A 17,205-nucleotide genomic window follows, 5' to 3' on the forward strand; every position below is an offset into this window, starting at 1 on the left:
AGGAGGAACCTTGACTTCGGACGCTACACGCGGGGTCCGACAAATTCAGGTGCGTTCTTGCCGGGCAGGATCGGCGGACCACCTTTCAAGACGGGACGAATCAGGGCAAAGCGGGCTCGGTGCCCAGGCCCAGCGCAGCGGCCGCGCTGCGCACCGCCTGGATCACCAGCTGCAGCGCGGGCCGCCGGGCCGACGTCGTCCGGTAGGCGATCGAAACCGTTCGGAGCAGCGGTGTGGTCAACGCGACGACGTCGATGCCCGGCGGCCGGAGGCCGAGCCCGAGGTCCGAAACGAGGGTCACCCCGAGCCCCGCCCGGACCATCGCCATCGCCGTCGACTGCTCTTCGACCTCGTGGTTGATCTTGGGTTCGAACCCGTGCCGGTGGCAGGCGGTGCGCACCGCGCGACCGAAGTGGCTCTTCGGGCTGGCGAGGATCCACGGATGCTCGGCCAGTTCGAGCAGGGACGCGCTCCCGGCGGGGACGGCGCCGGCGGGCACCGCGGCGTGCAGCCGTTCGACCGCGATCACCGCGCGCTCCAGCCCGGCGTCCCACGGCATCGGCGCGTCGGAGTAGTCGATCACGAACGACAGGTCCAGTTCGCCGTCACGTACGGCGTCGGCGGTGTCTTCGGGTGCCAGCTCACGGGTCCGTACCTGGATCCCCGGATGTTCGCCTGCGAGCGCGGCCAGTGCGTGTGGCAGAAGCCCCGAAGCGACCGACGCCCACACGCCGGCCATGAGCCGGACCGAGACCGTCTCCTGTGCCTCCTCCAACGCCAGTGTCGCCCGCTCGACCGACCCCAGGATCTCCTCGGCGTGCTCGGTCAGCAGCAGTCCCAGTTCGGTCAGCTGCACCCGTCTGCCGAATCGTTCGAACAGTTTCGCGCCCACGTCCCGCTCCAGCTGGGCCAGCTGCTGCGACACCGCCGAAGCGGTGTAGTGCAGTGACGCGGCGGCCGCCGTGACGGTGCCGCGCCTGCTCAGCTCGCGGAGCATCCGCAGGCGGTGCAACGAAAGCTCCATGTCACCAACGTAATCGGGCGCGGTCGCGGATGCCGGTTGACGTGTTACACCAGTTTCTCTGCACATCATCGTTCAGATTCGGTAAATAGACGCCCGCGCCTGGTGGGGCGCACTCTCGGAAGTGGCGCAGGACGAACCCCGGATCCCGAAGGAGGTGGCCGCATGGCCGCGAGGAACGCCGAACCGCTGATGAGGCTCATCTGGACCGACGCCGTCACCAGTGCCACCGGCTACCTCGTTGTGCACAGCCTGGTCTCCGGCATCGCGACCGGGGGGACCCGGATGCGCGCGGGCTGCACGATGTCCGAGGTCGAAGACCTGGCGAGGGGGATGGCGAACAAGACCGCGACTTTCGGCCTGCCGGTCGGCGGCGCGAAGGGCGGCATCGACTTCGATCCCAAGGACGAGCGTGCTTTTGGTGTGCTGGAACGGTTCTGCGCGTTCCTGCGGCCGTGGATCGACAACCACTGGGTGACCGCCGAGGACCTCGGCGTGCCTCAGCACCTGATCGACGAGGTGTTCGCGAAGCTGGGACTCGAGCAGTCGTACCACGCCGCGATCCGCCGTTCGGCTGATCCGGCGCACACCCTTCGCCGCGTGCAGGCCGGGTTGGGCACCCCGGTCCCCGGCGGCCTCCTGCTCGGCGACGTCATCGGCGGCTACGGTGTCGCGCAGGCCTGCCTCGGTGTCGCCGACGCGTGGGAATGGCCGGTGGAGAAGACGACCGTCGCCGTGCAGGGCATCGGCACCATGGGTGGCGGCGCGGCCTGGTACCTGCACGAAGCCGGGATGAAGATCGTCGCGGTCGCCGACGCCGCCGGAACGCTGTACCGGCCCGAAGGCCTCGACATCCCGGCGTTGCTGGACCTGCGTGACGCCTACGGCGAGATCGACCGCGGCCGGCTGCCATCCGACGTCCGGCTGCTCCCCCGTGACGAGATCGTGGCGACGGAGGCCGACATCCTCGTCCCGGCGGCGATCTCCTACGCGCTGCGCGCCGGGAACCAGGGCGTAGTCAAGGCGAAGGTCGTCATCGAAGCGGCCAACGCGGCGACCACACCCGACGCCGAAGCGGTCCTCGCGGCCCGGGGCATCCCGGTGATCCCGGACTTCGTCGCCAACGCCGGCGCGGCCGCGTGGGCGTGGTGGCTCCTGCTCGGCGAGGTCGGCGCGGACCCCGCCGACTCGTTCCTCCGGCTGCGGACCGAGATGCGGACGAAGGTGGCGCTGCTGCTGAGTTCGTGGAACCTCGACCGGATCGCCCCGCGCACCACCGGCCTGCGGCTCGCCGAAACCACCCGTTCGGACGCCGCCCATGAAGCCGCCCCCGCACTGGTCATTCCCTGACGTCTCGCGCGTGCAGCCCCCTTCCCTCGGCTGGACCGAGGGAAGGGGGCCTGCGCGCGGGATCGGGCTTACGAAGCGAAGCGATCTGTCGCGCCGACGAGGACTTCGCGCATCGGCTCGTCCTGAGTGCTGTGGCCGACCTCGGCGATGACCACCAGTTCGCTGCCCGGCCAGGCGTGCGCCAGTTCCCACGGGGTGCCGATGAGGTTGCTCAGGTCGAGGTTTCCCTCGGCGAGCACGGCCGGGATGTGGGCCAGCGTCTTGGCTTCCCTCAGCACCACGCCTTCGTCCAAAAAGGACCCTTGGCTCCAGTAGTGCGTGACCAACCTGGCGAAGGCGAGCCGGAACTCCGGAGTCTCGAAACTCTTGTACGGCGGGGAAGTCAGGATGATCGCGTCCTCCCAGGCACACCAGTCGGCGGCCGCCTTCTCGTGCACCGCGGGATCGGGATCCAGGAGTAACTTGAGGTACGCGGCCGCCAGATCGCCGTCGCGCTCCGCCTCGGGAACACCGTCACGGAACTTGGCCCAAGCTTCGGGGAAGACGCCGCCGAGGCCGCGGGTGAGCAGGTCGGTCTCGCTCCGACGTCCGGTGGCGAGGCCCATCAGGACCATCTCGGAGACCCGGCCGGGGTTCCGCTCGGCGTAGACCAGCGCGAGCACCGAGCCCCAGGAACCGCCGAAGAGCAGCCACTTCTCGATGCCTAGATGCTCGCGAAGCTTCTCCATGTCGGCGATCAGATGGTCGGTGGTGTTGGCGGAGAGGTCGGCGTCGGGCTCCCCCGCGTGCGGCGTGCTCCGGCCGCACCCGCGCTGGTCGAACAGCACGACGCGGTACTTGGCCGGGTCGAAGTAGCGGCGCAGACCGGCGCTGCAGCCGGTCCCCGGGCCGCCGTGCAGTGTGACGGCGGGTTTGCCGTCGGGATTCCCGCAGACCTCCCAGTACACGAGGTGCCCGTCGCCGACGTCGAGCATCCCGTGGTCGTACGGTTCGATTTCCGGGTATAGCCGTGTCACGTTCCTCGTCCTCCCAGACCCGCAAGAATACAACAGCGCTGTCACAATAGCCGGGAGGGTGGCTTGGTGTGCGAGGTTTCGGTCCAGAACGACGTGAAGGCTTCCTTGCCTACCCTGAAGGTCAACGTCCCGGCGAAGTCGCAGAGCTGCTGGTCAGCCCTGCTGTTGGTAGTCCGGACTTGACATCGCTAGTGCCTGCAAGGCCGAGCGGGGAGGGCCGGAGGGCAGGTCCCTGAACCCCTGTTGATCAAGCTCCGCAACCGGTGTGACCCCGCGACGAATAACCGCCTGGCCCGCGAAACCTCGACTTTGCAGGGACCCTGACCCTCACGGTAGGGAAGGAGACCTTCAAGGACTTGCGCTAGCTGCCCAGCGTCCCCGAAACGTGCCGGAGCGCGTCTGCCAGCTCGGACGGGCCCGCGGGGCCGATGTGGACCACCGCGTCGTGGCCCTGCCCGGTCGTGTAGCTGAGGTACCGGCCCCAGTCGGTGTCGGCGAAGTGCAGCGGATCCTCGACCGCCACGTGTCTGCCGACTTCGTCCCGCTTGCCGACGTAGAGCTCACCGCTCCCTTCGACCGGCCGCTGCACGAGGCTGACGATGTCCGCGATCACCGGCGGCAGCGAATGCGTGTCCGGCCCACGCCGCGCCGCCTCTTCGAGCTCGTACGCCCGAACGGTGCGAAGCCTGCCGCCACCCGCGGGAACGGGTGGCAACTGCTCGATCAGTGACTCGGGCAACCGTCGCCGGTCGATCTCCTGCAGCCCGACCCAGTCACCGGACGACACCGCCAGCACCGCCTGCAACCCCAGCGACGCGGCGAGGAGGCCGTAGGTCTGACCGCCCGCGTTCACCCAGCCGTAGTACTCGATCGCCGGTTTCGTGAGCACCGGCAGCCAGTCCAGGAAGTCGACCGACGCGCGGCCGCTCGAATCCAGCAGCCCGGCCTGCGCCAAAGCGGCTTCCACTCGCTTGTCCGCCTCCGCGCGGGCTGTCCTGGACAACCAGCGCGGTTCGGGACGCAGCGTGATGTGCAGGTCGCCGACGCGTTCGCGCTCGGCGAGCACCGCCAAGGCTTCGACCGGGACGTCCACCCGGCCTGTTCTCAGGGTCATCCGCTACTCGCCGATGACCGGCGGGCTGGTCCGCTGGTCGGTGCCGAAGATCGCGTCGGGGTCGGCTTCGATGAGGTAGTCGGGACGCTGGTGCTCGTCGTCCTCGTCGCCCTCGGCACGCCTGCCGCCCGCACCCATCGGACCCATCTGACCTCCGCCGCGGCCTGCCCCTCCACGGCCACCCGCCAGGTGGTCGGCGCCACCCATGCCACCGCCGAGGCCACCCATGCCGGAGCCCCTGCCCGCACCGAGACCACCGGAACCGGGTCCACCCGGACCGCCCGCGCGGCCACCGGTACCACCCTCGCCGCCGAGAAGCCTGCCCGCGGCACTGTTGGGCCCGGCAACGTTGCGTCCGCCGCCGGTGCTTCCGGGCGGGTTGGCCCCGCCGCCACCGGGGCCGTTGTTCTGGTTGAGACCGTTGGTCAGGCCGAGCACGTCGTCGGGGTTGCCGCCAGTACCGCGCCCGACGTCCCGGCCCGGGATCTCGGTGGTCTGTCCCGGCTTGCCCCTGCCGCCGCCGGACGGGAGCGTCGTGTCCCCGGGCCCCGGCTTCCTCGTCGGCGTCGTGACGTTGGGGTCGCCGCCAGGCTTGTCCCTCGGGTTCACCGGCCGGTCTTCGCCGACGCCGGGCTTGTTCTGGTTCTGGTTCTGATTCTGATTTTGGTGCTGATTGTTGTCGTTGTCGTTCGTGCCGCTCGTGTCGGTGCCGTCGTTCTCGTCGTTCTCGTCGTCACCGCCGCCCCGCTTACCGGGCTTGACCGGGATGACGGGCGGCGGCTTGATCGGCGGCGGACCGCCACCGACCTTGACACTGACGTTCGCACCGTCGTTCTTGAGCACGCCGTAATCGGTCGGCAACGACGACCTCGTGCTGCTGGTGACCGAGTCGTACTGGTCCATCACGCGGACGTTGTTCTGGTTCGCCGCCTCGTGCTTAGCGACGCCCTCTTGGTAGTTCTTGATGTCGTTGTTGACCATGAACGGACCGGCGATCGGGATCGCACCCTTGAGGCCGGTGGTCCAGGGGTTGGGCTTTTCGGGCTTCGGCGGCACGGGGACGACCGTCTGCCCGGAGTCGTCGAAGCTGTCCGCTTGCGTGGTGACCGAGGCCTTCGTGGTGAACAGCGGGTCCGCGGTCTCGCGGAACGCCTGCTCGAGCGGGCCCGCGCCGGCGTTCGCCGCGTCTGCCGCGGAACCCGTCCAGGACGACGTCATCCGCGACTGCAGGGACTTGATGGCCATGCCTCGATCGACATAGGCGTCCGAAAGGTCCGAGATGCGATCGGCCGCGCTGCGCAGGTTGCGTGTGTCACCCTCGGTGAAGTTCTCGTAAATCTGCTTGCCGTCCACCCTCATGCCCCCTTGAGTGTCTTGATCACGGCCGACGCGAGTTTCTGCGCGGTTCCACAGGAATCCTGCTCATTGTCGTAGCCCCCGGCGAGGGTGTTGACCGTCAGATCATCGGCGACGCCGACCGCGAGGTCGCAGTTGCCGCCCGCTCGCCGGTCCTGGATTCCGTAGTAGACGGTCGGATAGCCGTCGACATCGGGACCTGGCTCCAGGAACCTCAGTTGACCGGCTTTCTTGGCCTTGTGCAGGCCGGCCAGGCCACCCATGCCCTTTTCGCGGTTGCCGCTGCCGAGGATGATCAACAGGCTGTCGGCCTTGCCGCGAATCCCCCAGCTGCAACCGGGATTGCTGCTCTCGTCCTTCGGTTCGCCTGGCGCGGTGAACCCCAGGTCCGCTGCCGCGGCGTCCGGGAGCAGCTTGCAGACGTCACCGACGAACGCCGAGGCGTCCAGCGGATTCGCCACCTTCGGCACATTCGGATCCTCCGGCGCGACGGACGAAGCCGATGACGGCGACGTTCCCGGGGTCGGCGTCGGCGTACCCGGGGTCTCTCCTGTGCAACCGGCGACCGCGACGGAAACCAGCACGAGCGCCGCCACCGCGGCACGATTCCTCAACACGTTCGGCATCCTCAGGTCGTGCGCAGGGTGTTCGCCGCGTCCGTGGCCATAGTCTTCGAACGGGCAACTTCAAGTTTAGCGATGTAGCCCTCGATGTAAGCCTTCATCGAGTCGTTCTGCTTCTGCAGGGCGAGCAATGAGTCAACACCGGAATTGACATAGCTGGAGCTGGCTTCGTCCTGCCCCGGTGGCATCAGGTCACTGAGGATGAAATCGATCTTGTCACCGTCGTCGACGACCTTCTGCAGCTCGTCTTCCCACAGCCCGATGACGGTCTTCAGCTCCTCGGGGCTCATCTCGAAGTTGCCGCCCCCACCGCCTCCGCCGCCGTAAACGGTCGGCTCCGGCGGCGTGAAGAGGTCCCCCCAGACGGCCTTTACCGCACTGGCGGCATCGCCGATGATGTCCACGCCCCGCACCTTCCCCTCAGCATTCACGCACCGTGACGGACAAAGCGTAGCCAAGTGGCGGTCGACGTGTCAGCCGATCCGGCCGAGTAGTCGGACGCGTGTCGAGGCCGACCGGTTCCCCTGTCGGGCGAAGATCCCGGGAACTGATCACAGTACGTACGTACGGATTGCATTACCCGGGCTCTCGGTGACAGGATTCCAGGATGCCACGGGTCAGCCAGGATCACCTCGACGCACGCCGGCGCCAGATCCTCGACGGCTCCCGTGTGTGCTTCGCACGCTATGGCTACGAGGGTGCCACGGTCCGGCGGCTCGAGGAGGCCACCGGCCTTTCCCGCGGCGCCATCTTCCACCATTTCCGCGACAAGGAGTCCCTCTTCCTGGCCTTGGCCGAGGACGACGCGGTCCGCATGGCCGACGTCGTCGCCGAGCAAGGGCTCGTCCAGGTGATGCGCGACCTGCTGACTAATCGCAGCGAGCACCCCGCCGACTGGCTCGGCACGCGGCTGGAGGTCTCGCGGCGGCTGCGGACCGACCCGGAGTTCCGCGCCCGCTGGGCCGAGCGGTCGCAGCAGTTGACCACCGCGACCCGCCGCCGTCTGCTGCGCCAGCGCGACGCCGGGATCCTGCGCGACGACGTCGATGTCGACGTCCTGACCGCGTACCTCGAACTGGTCCTCGAAGGACTCGTCTCCCACCTCGCGACGGGCCAGCCCGGCGACGATCTCGGTCCCGTCCTCGACCTGGTCGAGGAGAGTGTGCGGCGGCACCGCGCCCACGCGGCCGGGGGAACGCGTTAAGATTGTCCTATCGCCGCAGTACAGCGGCGGTCTCTGGTCGATTCATCCGATTGAGGAGTGACTCTTTTCGTGCGCGACGCGCAGTCACCTGGTGACAGTATCGAGCCGGGTGGCACACCCGGCTGTTCCGCGGATCTTCCCGCCGACTCCGTCCCCGCCGGCAGGAAATGATGGAAATCCTGCTCGCCGTTCTCGGCATCCTCCTGTTCCTGCTGCTGACCATCGGCACCGGCCTCGCCGTCGCCGCTGAGTTCTCCCTCACCGCGCTCGAGCGCAGCACGGTCGACGCGAACGTCCGCCAGGTCGGCGACCGTCGCGCGCACACCGTGCAGAAGGCGCACCGCACCCTCTCGTTCCAGCTCTCCGGCGCGCAGGTGGCGATCACCATCACCACCCTGATCACCGGTTACCTCGCGGAGCCGGTGATCGGCGACCTGCTGCACCCGCTGTTCACCGCCATCGGCTTCTCCGAAGGTGTCGCGAACGGCGTCTCACTGGCGGTCGCGCTGATCCTGGCGACGTCGCTGTCGATGATCCTCGGCGAGATGATGCCGAAGAACCTCGCGATCGCCCGGCCGCTGCAGACCGCGCGCGCCGTCGCGGGGTACCACTCGCGGTTCTCGTCGCTGTTCCGCTGGCTCATCACCCTGATGAACAACAGCGCCAACTTCCTGGTCCGCAAGTTCGGTGTCGAACCGCAGGAGGAACTGCGTTCGGCCCGTTCACCCCAGGAGCTCGGTTCGATCGTGCGTTCCAGCGCCGAAAGCGGCACGCTCGACACTTCGACAGCCGAACTGCTGGACAAGTCGCTGCGCTTCGGCGAGCGGACGGCCGACGAGCTGATGACGCCACGCGTCCAGCTCGAATCGTTGACCGTGGACGACACGATCAACGACCTCATCGAGATCTCCCGCCGCACCGGCTTCTCGCGTTTCCCGGTCTACACCGAGGATCTCGACGACGTGCAGGGCGCGGTGCACATCAAACAGGCGTTCACCATCCCGGCGGGCCAGCGCGCCACGGTGCGGATCGGCTCGGTCATGCGGCCGATCCCGACCGTGCCCGAATCGCTGCCGGGCGACTCGCTCCTCAACCGGCTGCGTGATTCCCGGTTCCAGCTCGCGATCGTCGTCGACGAGTACGGCGGCACAGCGGGCCTCGTGACACTGGAAGACGTCGTCGAGGAGATCATCGGCGATGTCCGTGACGAGCACGACGACCAGGAAGAGCCCTCCTCGCAACAGGTCGGCGCCGAAAACTGGCTCGTGTCCGGGCAGCTTCGCGCCGACGAAGTCACCGACGAGACCGGGTTCCGCATGCCGGACGGCGACTACGAGACCATCGCCGGGCTGATCCTCGAGCGGCTCGGCCGGATCCCCTCCCCCGGAGACGCCACCGATCTCGATGCCTGGCGGCTCACGGTGACCAAAATGGACCGTCTCCGCATCGCCGAGGTCGAAGTCCGCCGGGTCAGCGAAACCGCTACCTCCGCCGAGCAGGAGCCCGCCCGATGAGCGACTGGTTCAACATCTTCCTCGTCGTGGTACTGCTGCTGACCAACGCCTTCTTCGTCGGTGCCGAGTTCACCCTGATCTCGTCGCGGCGCGACAGGCTGGAAGCCTTGCTGGAGCAGGGAAAGACGCGCGCGCAGATCGTCATCAACGCGAGCAAGAACGTCTCGCTCATGCTCGCGGGCGCGCAGCTCGGCATCACGATCTGCTCACTGCTGCTCGGACGGCTTGGCGAGCCCGCCATCGCGCATCAGCTGGCCGGGTTCTTCGAGCTGATCGGAATCCCGGACGTGCTGCTGCACCCGATCTCGTTCGCGATCGCGCTGGCGTTCATCACCATCCTGCACGTCCTCATCGGCGAGATGGTGCCGAAGAACCTCGCGATCGCCGAACCGGAGCGGCTGGCGCTGTGGCTGGTCCCGGTGCACGTCGCCTGGGTGAAGATCGCCAACCCGTTCATCTGGCTGCTGAACTTCGTGGCGAACTCGCTGCTGCGGCTGTTCAAGGTCGAGCCGAAGGACGAACTCGAAACCGCCTACACCTCCGACGAACTCGCGGAACTGCTCAGTGAATCGCGGCGCGAAGGGCTGCTGGAGCAGTCCGAGCACCAGCGGCTGAGCAAGACGCTGTCGTCGGTGGAGAAAACGGTGGCCGATGTCCTGGTCCCGACGGCGCAACTGACGACACTGCCCTGCTCGCCCACGCTGGGCGACGTCGAGCGCGCGGTGTCCTCGACCGGCTTCTCGCGCTTCCCGGTCTGCGCCGACGACGGGTCGCTGACCGGCTACATCCACGTGAAGGACGTCCTCGACCTCGTGGGCGAGGAGCCGTCGACCGCGGTGCCGTCGGGCAAGACACGCACGCTGACCGAACTGCGTGCCGACGCCCGGCTGGACGAGGCGCTGTCGGCGATGCGCAAGGAAGGCAGTCACCTGGCGCGGGCGCTGAACCCGGCGGGTGAAGCCATCGGGGTCGTCGCGCTGGAGGACCTCGTCGAGGAATACGTGGGAACTGTCCGCGACGGCACCCACGTCATGTCATGACCGGCGTGATCGTTCTTTCCGAGCCTGCCTGGCGGGCTCGGGAAGACGACCACGTCACGCGGATGCGGCGTTGGACGACGCCGCACCAGCGCCGCCGCTCGCGGGGCGAGAAGCACCCGGTCCTCGACTTCCTCTTCACCTACTACTCGCACCGCCCCGGCCACGTCGAACGCTGGCAGCCGGGGCCGGGCGTCGCGCTCGAAGGCCGGTCAGCGCACCGGTTCCTGGAGCGGAAGGGCTACGTCGAGACACCGGACGGCGTCATGCTGGACCCGGCGGGCTTCACCGAGGGCCGGGCCAAAACCGCCGAATTCGTCGTCGGCCTGCTTTCCGCGACCGCGTCGCGCGCGCCGAGGCTCAGTTGTTTCGGGCTTCACGAATGGGCAATGGTTTACCGGGAATCGGCGGATGAGGTTCGTCACTCACAGCTTCCGCTCCGGCTCGGCTCGGCCGGAACGGACGGCGTCGTCGAGTCGCTGGAGATCCGATGCGGGCATTTCGACGCTTTTCGGTTCTTCACCGAGCCCGCCAAGCCGCGTAATACGCTGCGGCCGGAGCGGGAGAACCAGATCGAGTTCGAGCAGCCGGGCTGCCTGCACGCCAACATGGATCTCTTCAAGTGGGCCTACAAACTCGACCCGTTCGTGCCCGCTGAGCTGGTCGGGGACTGCTTCGAGCTGGCTGCGGACATTCGTGAGCTGGACATGCGCGCCAGCCCGTACGACCTCGCGGCGTTCGGGTACTCACCCGTGCGGATCGAGAGCCCGGAAGGCCGGGCCGAGTACGCCCGCACCCAGGCCGGTTTCGCCCGCCGGGCCGCGCCGCTGCGTGAGCACCTGATAGCGCATTGCAAACGACTTCTGACCGAGTTAAAGAGGATGCCCGCCACCCGCGGAAAACAACTGTGAGTCGTCGCATTCCCCGTAACATCCTCCCCTGTTAGAGTGATAACGGTTTGATTGCATACGCAGCGCGAGCGCGCACGTTTCGAAAGGACAACGATGGGGCGACACAGCGTGGCCGAGGAGCCGGTGCCGCATCCCCTCGACCCGCCGAAACGGCCTCAGGGTCGCGGTGAGGCGACCGGCTCGCACCGGATCATCGGGAAGAAGGCCCCGCGGCGCCGGATCGCCAAGTGGCCCATCGCCTGCCTGGTCCTCGTGGTCCTGGTCGCGATCGGCGTGTTCGGCTGGAACTGGGCGGACGGGGAGCTCAACACCCGCGCCGAAGCCCAGGCCAAGGCCTGCAGTGCCGGTGACACGCCGATGCGGATCATCGTCACCCCCAGTATCGAGAAGCCGCTCCGGGCGGCCGCGGACCGGTGGAACAACGCCGCGACCGTGGTCCGCGACCACTGCGTGATCATCCAGATCGACGCGCTGCCCTCCGCTTCCGTGCTCGACGGCCTCGTCGGACGGACGAACCTGGACTCCATCGGCGGTCTCCCCGCCGCCTGGATCCCCGAGTCTTCCTACTGGGTGACCGAACTGAACATCGCGAAGCCCGAACTGGTCGGTTCGCCCGCCCAGTCGGTCGCGACAGCGCGTTCGGCCGACTACCCGCTCGTCGGACTCGCCGGCAAGAGCATCGACGAGGTCCAGATGCGCGCCTCGCAGACGTTCCGGCAGTTCCTGCAGCAGCCAGCCCAGCAGGCCGACTTCGCCGCCGCGGGCATCAAGGCCACCTAAGCCCCACCGTTTCCTCGCGTGAGCTGAAGGGCGCTTTCCCCGCATGTCATGGGAGGAAAGCGCCCTTCGCCGCGTGAGATGCGGGGAAAGTCCCCTTCAGCTCCTAGACGAGGTCGAAGGTGTCCGGGTCCGGGCCGGTGCGTGTCCCGTCGTCGAACTCGGCGAGCGCGGCGAGGTCGTCCTCGGCGAGTTCGAAGTCGAAGACGTCGAAGTTCTCGCGGATCCGGGACGGGGTCACGGATTTCGGGATGGCCACCGTGCCGAGCTGCAAGTGCCAGCGCAACACCAGCTGCGCCGGGCTCTTGCCGTACTTGGCCGCGAGCGCGTTCAGGGTCGGATCCGAGAGCAGCGATCCCTGCGCGAGCGGGCTCCACGCCTCGGTGACGATGCCGTGCTCGGCGTGGAACTCCCGCAACGCCTTCTGCTGCAGGCGGGGATGCAGCTCGATCTGGTTGACGGCGGGCACGATCCCCGACTCGTCGAACAGCCGTTCGAGGTGCGGGGGGTGGAAGTTCGACACCCCGATGGCCCGCACCCGGCCGTCGGCGTAGAGCTTTTCCAGCGCCCGCCAGGTTTCGACGTACTTGCCGCGGGTCGGCATCGGCCAGTGGATCAGGTACAGGTCGACCCGGTCCAGGCCCAGCTCGGCCAGGCTGGCGTCGAACGCGCGCAGCGCCGCGTCGTAGCCGTGGCCGGGGTTCGGCAGTTTGGTGGTGATGAACAGTTCGTCGCGAGGCACACCCGCGGAGCGGATCGCCGCACCGACGCCTGCTTCGTTCCGGTACGACGCGGCGGTGTCGATACTGCGGTACCCGGCCTCGATCGCGGTCCGGACGACCTTGGCCGTGTCGCCCGAGGGCACCTGCCAGACGCCGAAACCGAGTTGGGGGATGGCTACCTCGTTGTTCAGGACGACGGAAGGCACGGCCATGGAAGAAAAATCCTCACTGGGGTGTGCGGCGGGGTTTCCTGCCCCGCATCATTCCACCCCGCGCCGGGCGTACGCGCGCAGATACTCCGCCGTGGCCGTGTCGGCTGGGAAGAACGACTCGATCACGAGCTCGGCGACCGTGATGTCCAGCGGCGTCCCGAAGGTGGAGACCGTGCCGAAGAAGGTGAGATCCACCCCGTCGTGCCGTAGCCGCAGCGGGACGAAGATGTCACCCGGGCCGGGGACCTCCACCTCGGGCACGGGATCATCACACGGATAGGTGAGCAGTTCCTCCAGCAGCTCCGTCAGGACCGGATCGGCCGTCTGGGTCACCTGGCGCCGCAGCCTGCCGAGCAGGTGTGCGCGCCACTCCCCCAGATTCAGCACGTACGGCGCCATCCCCTCCGGGTGCAGGGTCAGCCGGAGCACGTTGACCGGCGGTGTCATCAAGGTCGGCGAGACCAGATCGGTCATGATCGACACGCTCGCGTTGGCGTCGACCAGGTTCCACCCCCGGTCGACGACAACCGCGGGGTAGGGCTCGTGACTGGACATCAGCTGCCGGACCGCCTGGCGGACCGCCACCAGTTCCGGGTCGCCGAGACCGCTCTCCGGGTAGGCGGGCGCGTAGCCCGCCGCCAGGAGCAGCCGGTTACGTTCCCGCAAGGGGACCTCCAGGTGTTCTCCCAGCCGCAGCACCATGTCGCGGCTGGGCTTGGACCGCCCGGTCTCCACGAAGCTCAGGTGCCTGGTCGAGATCTCCGCGGAGATGGCGAGGTCGAGCTGGCTGATCCGGCGGCGATCGCGCCATTCCCGCAGGAGTTCGCCGACAGGGCGGCCGGCGCGGCCCGCCGTCAAGGTGGTCGTCACGATCACGAACCTACGGCCAAGGGTGCCGGGCCGCCATTACCTCGCACGTAATCGACGTGCCCCACCCGCACCGGTCAGAGTTGCGACATCGGTTACCCACCAACGAGAGAAGGCACCATGTCGGAGATCCAGCGCGTCACCGAGCAGTACATCGCCGTGTGGAACGAGACCGACGAGGACAAGCGCCGCGCGCTCATCGCCGAAGTGTTCACCGAGGACACCGCCTACACCGACCCGCTGGGCGCGGTCACCGGGCACGACGGCGTCGACGGGTTCATCGCCGGTGCGCAGGCCCAGTTCGCGGGTTTGAGGTTCAGCCTGCCGTCGACCCCCGACGCGCACCACGACATCGCGCGGTTCCAGTGGCACCTCGGCCCGGAGGGGGCGGAGGAGCCCCTGGCGATCGGCTTCGACGTCATCACCGTCGAGGACGGCCGGATCAAGCAGGTGCTGGGCTTTCTGGACAAGATGCCCGGCTGACGATCAGGCGAAGGCCTCCGGCGGCGGACAGGAGCAGACGAGGTCGCGGTCACCCGCGGCCCCGTCGATCCGCCGCACCGGTGGCCAGATCTTCGCGGCGGTGAAACCGGCGGGGAAGACCGCGATCTCCCTGCTGTACGGGCGATCCCACTCCCCGGCGAGGCAGCGCGCGGTGTGCGGTGCGTTGCGCAGCGGGCTTTCGGCCACCGGCCACTCCCCCGCGGCGACCTGGTCGATCTCGCCGCGGATCGCGATCATCGCGTCGCAGAACCGGTCGAGTTCACCTAGATCCTCGCTCTCGGTGGGCTCCACCATCAGCGTGCCCGCGACCGGGAAGGACATCGTCGGCGCGTGAAGCCCGTAGTCGGCGAGCCGCTTGGCGACATCATCGACGGTCACGCCGGTCCGCTTGGTGAGCGCGCGGAGATCGAGGATGCATTCGTGCGCCACGAGTCCCTCGTGTCCGAAGTAGAGCACCGGATAGTGCTCGGCGAGGCGCTTGGCGACGTAGTTGGCGTTCGCGACCGCGGTCAGGGTCGCACGCCTGAGGCCTTCGGCGCCCATCATCCGGATGTAGGCCCAGGAGATCGGCAGGATCGACGCGCTGCCCCACGGCGCGGCGCTGATCGGACCGACACCGGTGGCCGGGCCGGCGTCCGGTTGCAGGGGGTGGTTCGGCAGGTACGGTGCCAGGTGCGCCCGGACGCCGATCGGCCCGATGCCGGGACCGCCGCCGCCGTGCGGGATGCAGAAGGTCTTGTGCAGGTTGAGATGCGAGACGTCGGCACCGAACCGGCCGTACTGCGCGACACCGATCAGCGCGTTCAGGTTCGCCCCGTCGACGTACACCTGGCCACCCGCGTCGTGCACCAGCGCGCAGACCTCACGGACGGTGTCCTCGTAAACCCCATGTGTCGACGGGTAAGTGATCATGATCGCGGCCAGGTCGTCGGCGTGCTCGTCCACTGTGGACTTGAGGTGGCCGACGTCGATGTTGCCCTCGTCGTCGCAGTTCACGACGACCACGCGCATTCCGGCCATCACCGCGCTGGCCGCGTTCGTCCCGTGCGCGCTCGACGGGATCAGGCAGACGTCGCGCGCCACGTTCCCGCGCTCGCGGTGGTAGGCACGGATCGCCAGCAGACCGGCGAACTCGCCCTGACTGCCGGCGTTCGGCTGCAGGGAAACCGCGTCGTAGCCGGTGATCCCGGCCAGCCAGTGCTCCAAATCCTTGACGATGGACAGTGATCCTGCCGCGTCCTCGGCGGGCGCGAACGGGTGCAGCCCGGCGAACTCCGGCCAGGTGATCGGCTCCATTTCGGCCGTGGCGTTGAGTTTCATCGTGCAGGAGCCGAGCGGAATCATGCTGCGATCGAGCGCGACGTCTTTGTCCGACAGTGCCCGCAGATACCGCAGCAACGCGGTTTCCGAGCGGTATGCGTGGAAGACGGGATGCGTCAGGTATTCGCTGGTACGGCGCAGGTCCGGCGGAAAACCGTCGGCGGTGTCCGCGTCGAGTGAGTCCACATCGGACACCGCGACGCCGAACGCCTTCCACACCAGGGAAAGGTGCTCACGAGTTGTCGTCTCGTCACAGGCGACGGCGACGTGGTCCGCGTCGGCGAGCCGGAGGTTGACGCCCAGGTCCCGTGCGGTGGCGACGACTCCGGCGGCGCGGCCCGGAACCGCGACCATGACGGTGTCGAAGAACTCGCAGTGCACGACGTCCACATCGCTCTCGGCGAGCCCGGCCGCGAGCACGGTGGCCATCCGGTGCGCGCGGTTCGCGATGGCACGGAGTCCTTCGGGACCGTGGTACACCGCGTACATCGACGCGATGACCGCCAGGAGCACCTGCGCGGTGCAGATGTTGCTCGTGGCCTTCTCGCGGCGGATGTGCTGCTCGCGGGTCTGCAGCGCGAGCCGGTACGCGGGGGTGCCGTCGGCGTCCTTCGACACCCCGACGAGCCGTCCGGGCAGCTGCCGTTCGAGCCCTCGCCGCACGGCGAGGTACGCGGCGTGCGGGCCGCCGAAACCCATCGGCACACCGAACCGCTGCGTCGACCCGACCGTGACATCGGCGCCGAGCTCACCCGGCGACCGCAGCAGGGTCAAGGCCAGCGGATCCGCCGCCATCACCACGGCCGCGCCCAGTGCCTTGGCCTCGGCGATGGTGTGGTCCCATTCGCGGACGACGCCGGACGCGCCGGGATAGGACAGCAGCACCCCGAAGAAGTCGCCACCGAGGCCGAGTCCGGTGATGCCCTGGGACAGGTCGGCGGTCACCAGCTCGATACCGAGCGGTTCGGCGCGGGTGCGCAGGACCTCGATCGTCTGGGGCAGAGTGTCCTCGTCGACGACGAACCGGTTCGACTTCGACTTTCCGGCGCGGCGGACCAAGGTCATCCCCTCCGCCGCCGCGGTCGCCTCGTCCAGCATGGACGCGTTGGCGATCGGCAGGCCGGTCAGGTCGGCGACCATGGTCTGGAAGTTGAGCAGCGCTTCGAGACGGCCCTGCGAGATCTCCGGCTGATACGGCGTGTAGGCGGTGTACCAGGCCGGGCTCTCCAGCACGTTGCGGCGGATCACCGGCGGGGTCACGGTGTCGTGGTAGCCGAGGCCGATCATCTGGACCATCGGCCGGTTGCGCGCGGCCAGCGCGCGGAGTTCGGCGAGCGCGCCGGTCTCGGTGGCGGGCGGCGGCAGGTCCGGCGGTGTCGCGGACTCCCGCAGCGAAGCTGGGACGGCCCGCTCGGCCAGTTCGTCGAGCGACGAAACGCCGACGATGTCGAGGATGCGCGTGAGTTCTTCGGCACCGGGGCCGATGTGCCGGTCCGCGAAGGGCGATCCGCATTCGAGAGCGGCCAGTGAAACAGGCTCCATCGGGGACCTCCCAAGACGCGGGGTGGGGCCGGGACGGATTGTCCTGGCCCTCCCCACTCTGTCCGTACCCCCGTGGGGGCGCCTGAGAGTTTCGCCCGTGGGTTGAGTCGGGCTT

Annotated in this window: 16 protein-coding genes; 7 read left to right on the top strand and 9 right to left on the bottom strand. The window is 68.4% G+C overall.

The annotated features are described in order from the left end of the window. Window positions 1-100 precede the first annotated feature (100 nt). A complete protein-coding gene (locus ACM6LR_RS10575; RefSeq protein WP_414938875.1) occupies window positions 101-1,024 on the bottom strand; it encodes a LysR family transcriptional regulator in 924 nt (307 codons plus the stop codon). 162 nt (window positions 1,025-1,186) lie between these two features. On the opposite strand from ACM6LR_RS10575, the gene ACM6LR_RS10580 reads away from it, so the two are divergent. Next, on the top strand, window positions 1,187-2,371 hold the full coding sequence (locus ACM6LR_RS10580) for a Glu/Leu/Phe/Val family dehydrogenase (protein ID WP_414943661.1): 1,185 nt from the start codon (window positions 1,187-1,189) through the stop codon (window positions 2,369-2,371). Between the two features lie 68 nt (window positions 2,372-2,439). On the opposite strand, the gene pip is transcribed toward ACM6LR_RS10580, so the two are convergent. The 5 genes from pip to ACM6LR_RS10605 form a co-directional block, all read right to left on the bottom strand. Beyond that, entirely contained in the window at window positions 2,440-3,387 is a 948-nt protein-coding gene (gene pip, locus ACM6LR_RS10585; RefSeq protein WP_414938873.1) for a prolyl aminopeptidase, read from the bottom strand. A gap of 361 nt (window positions 3,388-3,748) precedes the next feature. Continuing rightward, entirely contained in the window at window positions 3,749-4,480 is a 732-nt protein-coding gene (locus tag ACM6LR_RS10590) for an ESX secretion-associated protein EspG (RefSeq protein ID WP_414939150.1), read from the bottom strand. Between the two features lie 24 nt (window positions 4,481-4,504). Further along, window positions 4,505-5,860, bottom strand: a complete 1,356-nt coding sequence (locus ACM6LR_RS10595) for a WXG100 family type VII secretion target (protein ID WP_414943662.1) — start codon at window positions 5,858-5,860, stop codon at window positions 4,505-4,507. Further along, window positions 5,857-6,483 (bottom strand): DUF3558 domain-containing protein, encoded by a 627-nt coding sequence (locus ACM6LR_RS10600; protein ID WP_414943663.1) that lies wholly within the window; start codon window positions 6,481-6,483, stop codon window positions 5,857-5,859. The genes ACM6LR_RS10595 and ACM6LR_RS10600 overlap by 4 nt, the downstream gene beginning before the upstream one ends. A gap of 2 nt (window positions 6,484-6,485) precedes the next feature. After that, window positions 6,486-6,884: a hypothetical protein gene (locus tag ACM6LR_RS10605; RefSeq protein ID WP_414938870.1), complete on the bottom strand. Its 399-nt coding sequence runs from the start codon at window positions 6,882-6,884 to the stop codon at window positions 6,486-6,488. 203 nt (window positions 6,885-7,087) lie between these two features. On the opposite strand from ACM6LR_RS10605, the gene ACM6LR_RS10610 reads away from it, so the two are divergent. The 5 genes from ACM6LR_RS10610 (at window position 7,088) to ACM6LR_RS10630 (ending at window position 11,926) form a co-directional block, all read left to right on the top strand. Then, window positions 7,088-7,684: a TetR/AcrR family transcriptional regulator gene (locus ACM6LR_RS10610; protein WP_414938869.1), complete on the top strand. Its 597-nt coding sequence runs from the start codon at window positions 7,088-7,090 to the stop codon at window positions 7,682-7,684. A gap of 167 nt (window positions 7,685-7,851) precedes the next feature. Beyond that, a complete protein-coding gene (locus ACM6LR_RS10615; RefSeq protein WP_414938868.1) occupies window positions 7,852-9,198 on the top strand; it encodes a hemolysin family protein in 1,347 nt (448 codons plus the stop codon). Further along, complete coding sequence (locus ACM6LR_RS10620; RefSeq protein ID WP_414938867.1) at window positions 9,195-10,238, top strand: hemolysin family protein; 1,044 nt, start codon at window positions 9,195-9,197, stop codon at window positions 10,236-10,238. The genes ACM6LR_RS10615 and ACM6LR_RS10620 overlap by 4 nt, the downstream gene beginning before the upstream one ends. Then, window positions 10,235-11,146, top strand: coding sequence for a 3-methyladenine DNA glycosylase (locus ACM6LR_RS10625; RefSeq protein ID WP_414938866.1), 912 nt, complete (start codon window positions 10,235-10,237; stop codon window positions 11,144-11,146). Before ACM6LR_RS10620 ends, ACM6LR_RS10625 begins: the two co-directional genes overlap by 4 nt. Window positions 11,147-11,239: 93 nt before the next feature. Next, window positions 11,240-11,926: a hypothetical protein gene (locus ACM6LR_RS10630; protein WP_414938865.1), complete on the top strand. Its 687-nt coding sequence runs from the start codon at window positions 11,240-11,242 to the stop codon at window positions 11,924-11,926. Window positions 11,927-12,029: 103 nt separating this feature from the next. Here ACM6LR_RS10630 and ACM6LR_RS10635 read toward each other — a convergent pair whose 3' ends face one another. Further along, entirely contained in the window at window positions 12,030-12,857 is an 828-nt protein-coding gene (locus tag ACM6LR_RS10635; protein ID WP_414938864.1) for an aldo/keto reductase, read from the bottom strand. A gap of 48 nt (window positions 12,858-12,905) precedes the next feature. After that, complete coding sequence (locus tag ACM6LR_RS10640) at window positions 12,906-13,733, bottom strand: helix-turn-helix domain-containing protein (protein ID WP_414938863.1); 828 nt, start codon at window positions 13,731-13,733, stop codon at window positions 12,906-12,908. 111 nt (window positions 13,734-13,844) lie between these two features. Here ACM6LR_RS10640 and ACM6LR_RS10645 point away from each other — a divergent pair, with 111 nt between their 5' ends. Beyond that, window positions 13,845-14,207 carry a nuclear transport factor 2 family protein gene (locus ACM6LR_RS10645; protein ID WP_414938862.1) on the top strand — a complete coding sequence of 121 codons (363 nt, stop codon included), beginning with the start codon at window positions 13,845-13,847 and terminating at the stop codon, window positions 14,205-14,207. A gap of 3 nt (window positions 14,208-14,210) precedes the next feature. Here ACM6LR_RS10645 and gcvP read toward each other — a convergent pair whose 3' ends face one another. Continuing rightward, window positions 14,211-17,090, bottom strand: coding sequence for an aminomethyl-transferring glycine dehydrogenase (gcvP, locus tag ACM6LR_RS10650; RefSeq protein WP_414943664.1), 2,880 nt, complete (start codon window positions 17,088-17,090; stop codon window positions 14,211-14,213). Window positions 17,091-17,205 lie beyond the last annotated feature (115 nt).

The organism is Amycolatopsis sp. cmx-11-32 (assembly GCF_047608695.1).
In the GTDB taxonomy this organism is placed as follows: domain Bacteria; phylum Actinomycetota; class Actinomycetes; order Mycobacteriales; family Pseudonocardiaceae; genus Amycolatopsis.

Bases quoted from the DNA above. Each gene is read 5' to 3' on its own strand.
- ACM6LR_RS10625 (WP_414938866.1), top strand. From the start codon at position 10,235: ATGACCGGCGTGATCGTTCTTTCCGAGCCTGCCTGGCGGGCTCGGGAA.
- ACM6LR_RS10595 (WP_414943662.1), bottom strand. From the start codon at position 5,860: ATGAGGGTGGACGGCAAGCAGATTTACGAGAACTTCACCGAGGGTGAC.
- ACM6LR_RS10575 (WP_414938875.1), bottom strand. From the start codon at position 1,024: ATGGAGCTTTCGTTGCACCGCCTGCGGATGCTCCGCGAGCTGAGCAGG.
- ACM6LR_RS10645 (WP_414938862.1), top strand. From the start codon at position 13,845: ATGTCGGAGATCCAGCGCGTCACCGAGCAGTACATCGCCGTGTGGAAC.
- ACM6LR_RS10600 (WP_414943663.1), bottom strand. From the start codon at position 6,483: ATGCCGAACGTGTTGAGGAATCGTGCCGCGGTGGCGGCGCTCGTGCTG.
- ACM6LR_RS10580 (WP_414943661.1), top strand. From the start codon at position 1,187: ATGGCCGCGAGGAACGCCGAACCGCTGATGAGGCTCATCTGGACCGAC.
- ACM6LR_RS10615 (WP_414938868.1), top strand. From the start codon at position 7,852: ATGATGGAAATCCTGCTCGCCGTTCTCGGCATCCTCCTGTTCCTGCTG.
- ACM6LR_RS10610 (WP_414938869.1), top strand. From the start codon at position 7,088: ATGCCACGGGTCAGCCAGGATCACCTCGACGCACGCCGGCGCCAGATC.
- ACM6LR_RS10635 (WP_414938864.1), bottom strand. From the start codon at position 12,857: ATGGCCGTGCCTTCCGTCGTCCTGAACAACGAGGTAGCCATCCCCCAA.
- gcvP (WP_414943664.1), bottom strand. From the start codon at position 17,090: ATGGAGCCTGTTTCACTGGCCGCTCTCGAATGCGGATCGCCCTTCGCG.
- ACM6LR_RS10630 (WP_414938865.1), top strand. From the start codon at position 11,240: ATGGGGCGACACAGCGTGGCCGAGGAGCCGGTGCCGCATCCCCTCGAC.
- ACM6LR_RS10620 (WP_414938867.1), top strand. From the start codon at position 9,195: ATGAGCGACTGGTTCAACATCTTCCTCGTCGTGGTACTGCTGCTGACC.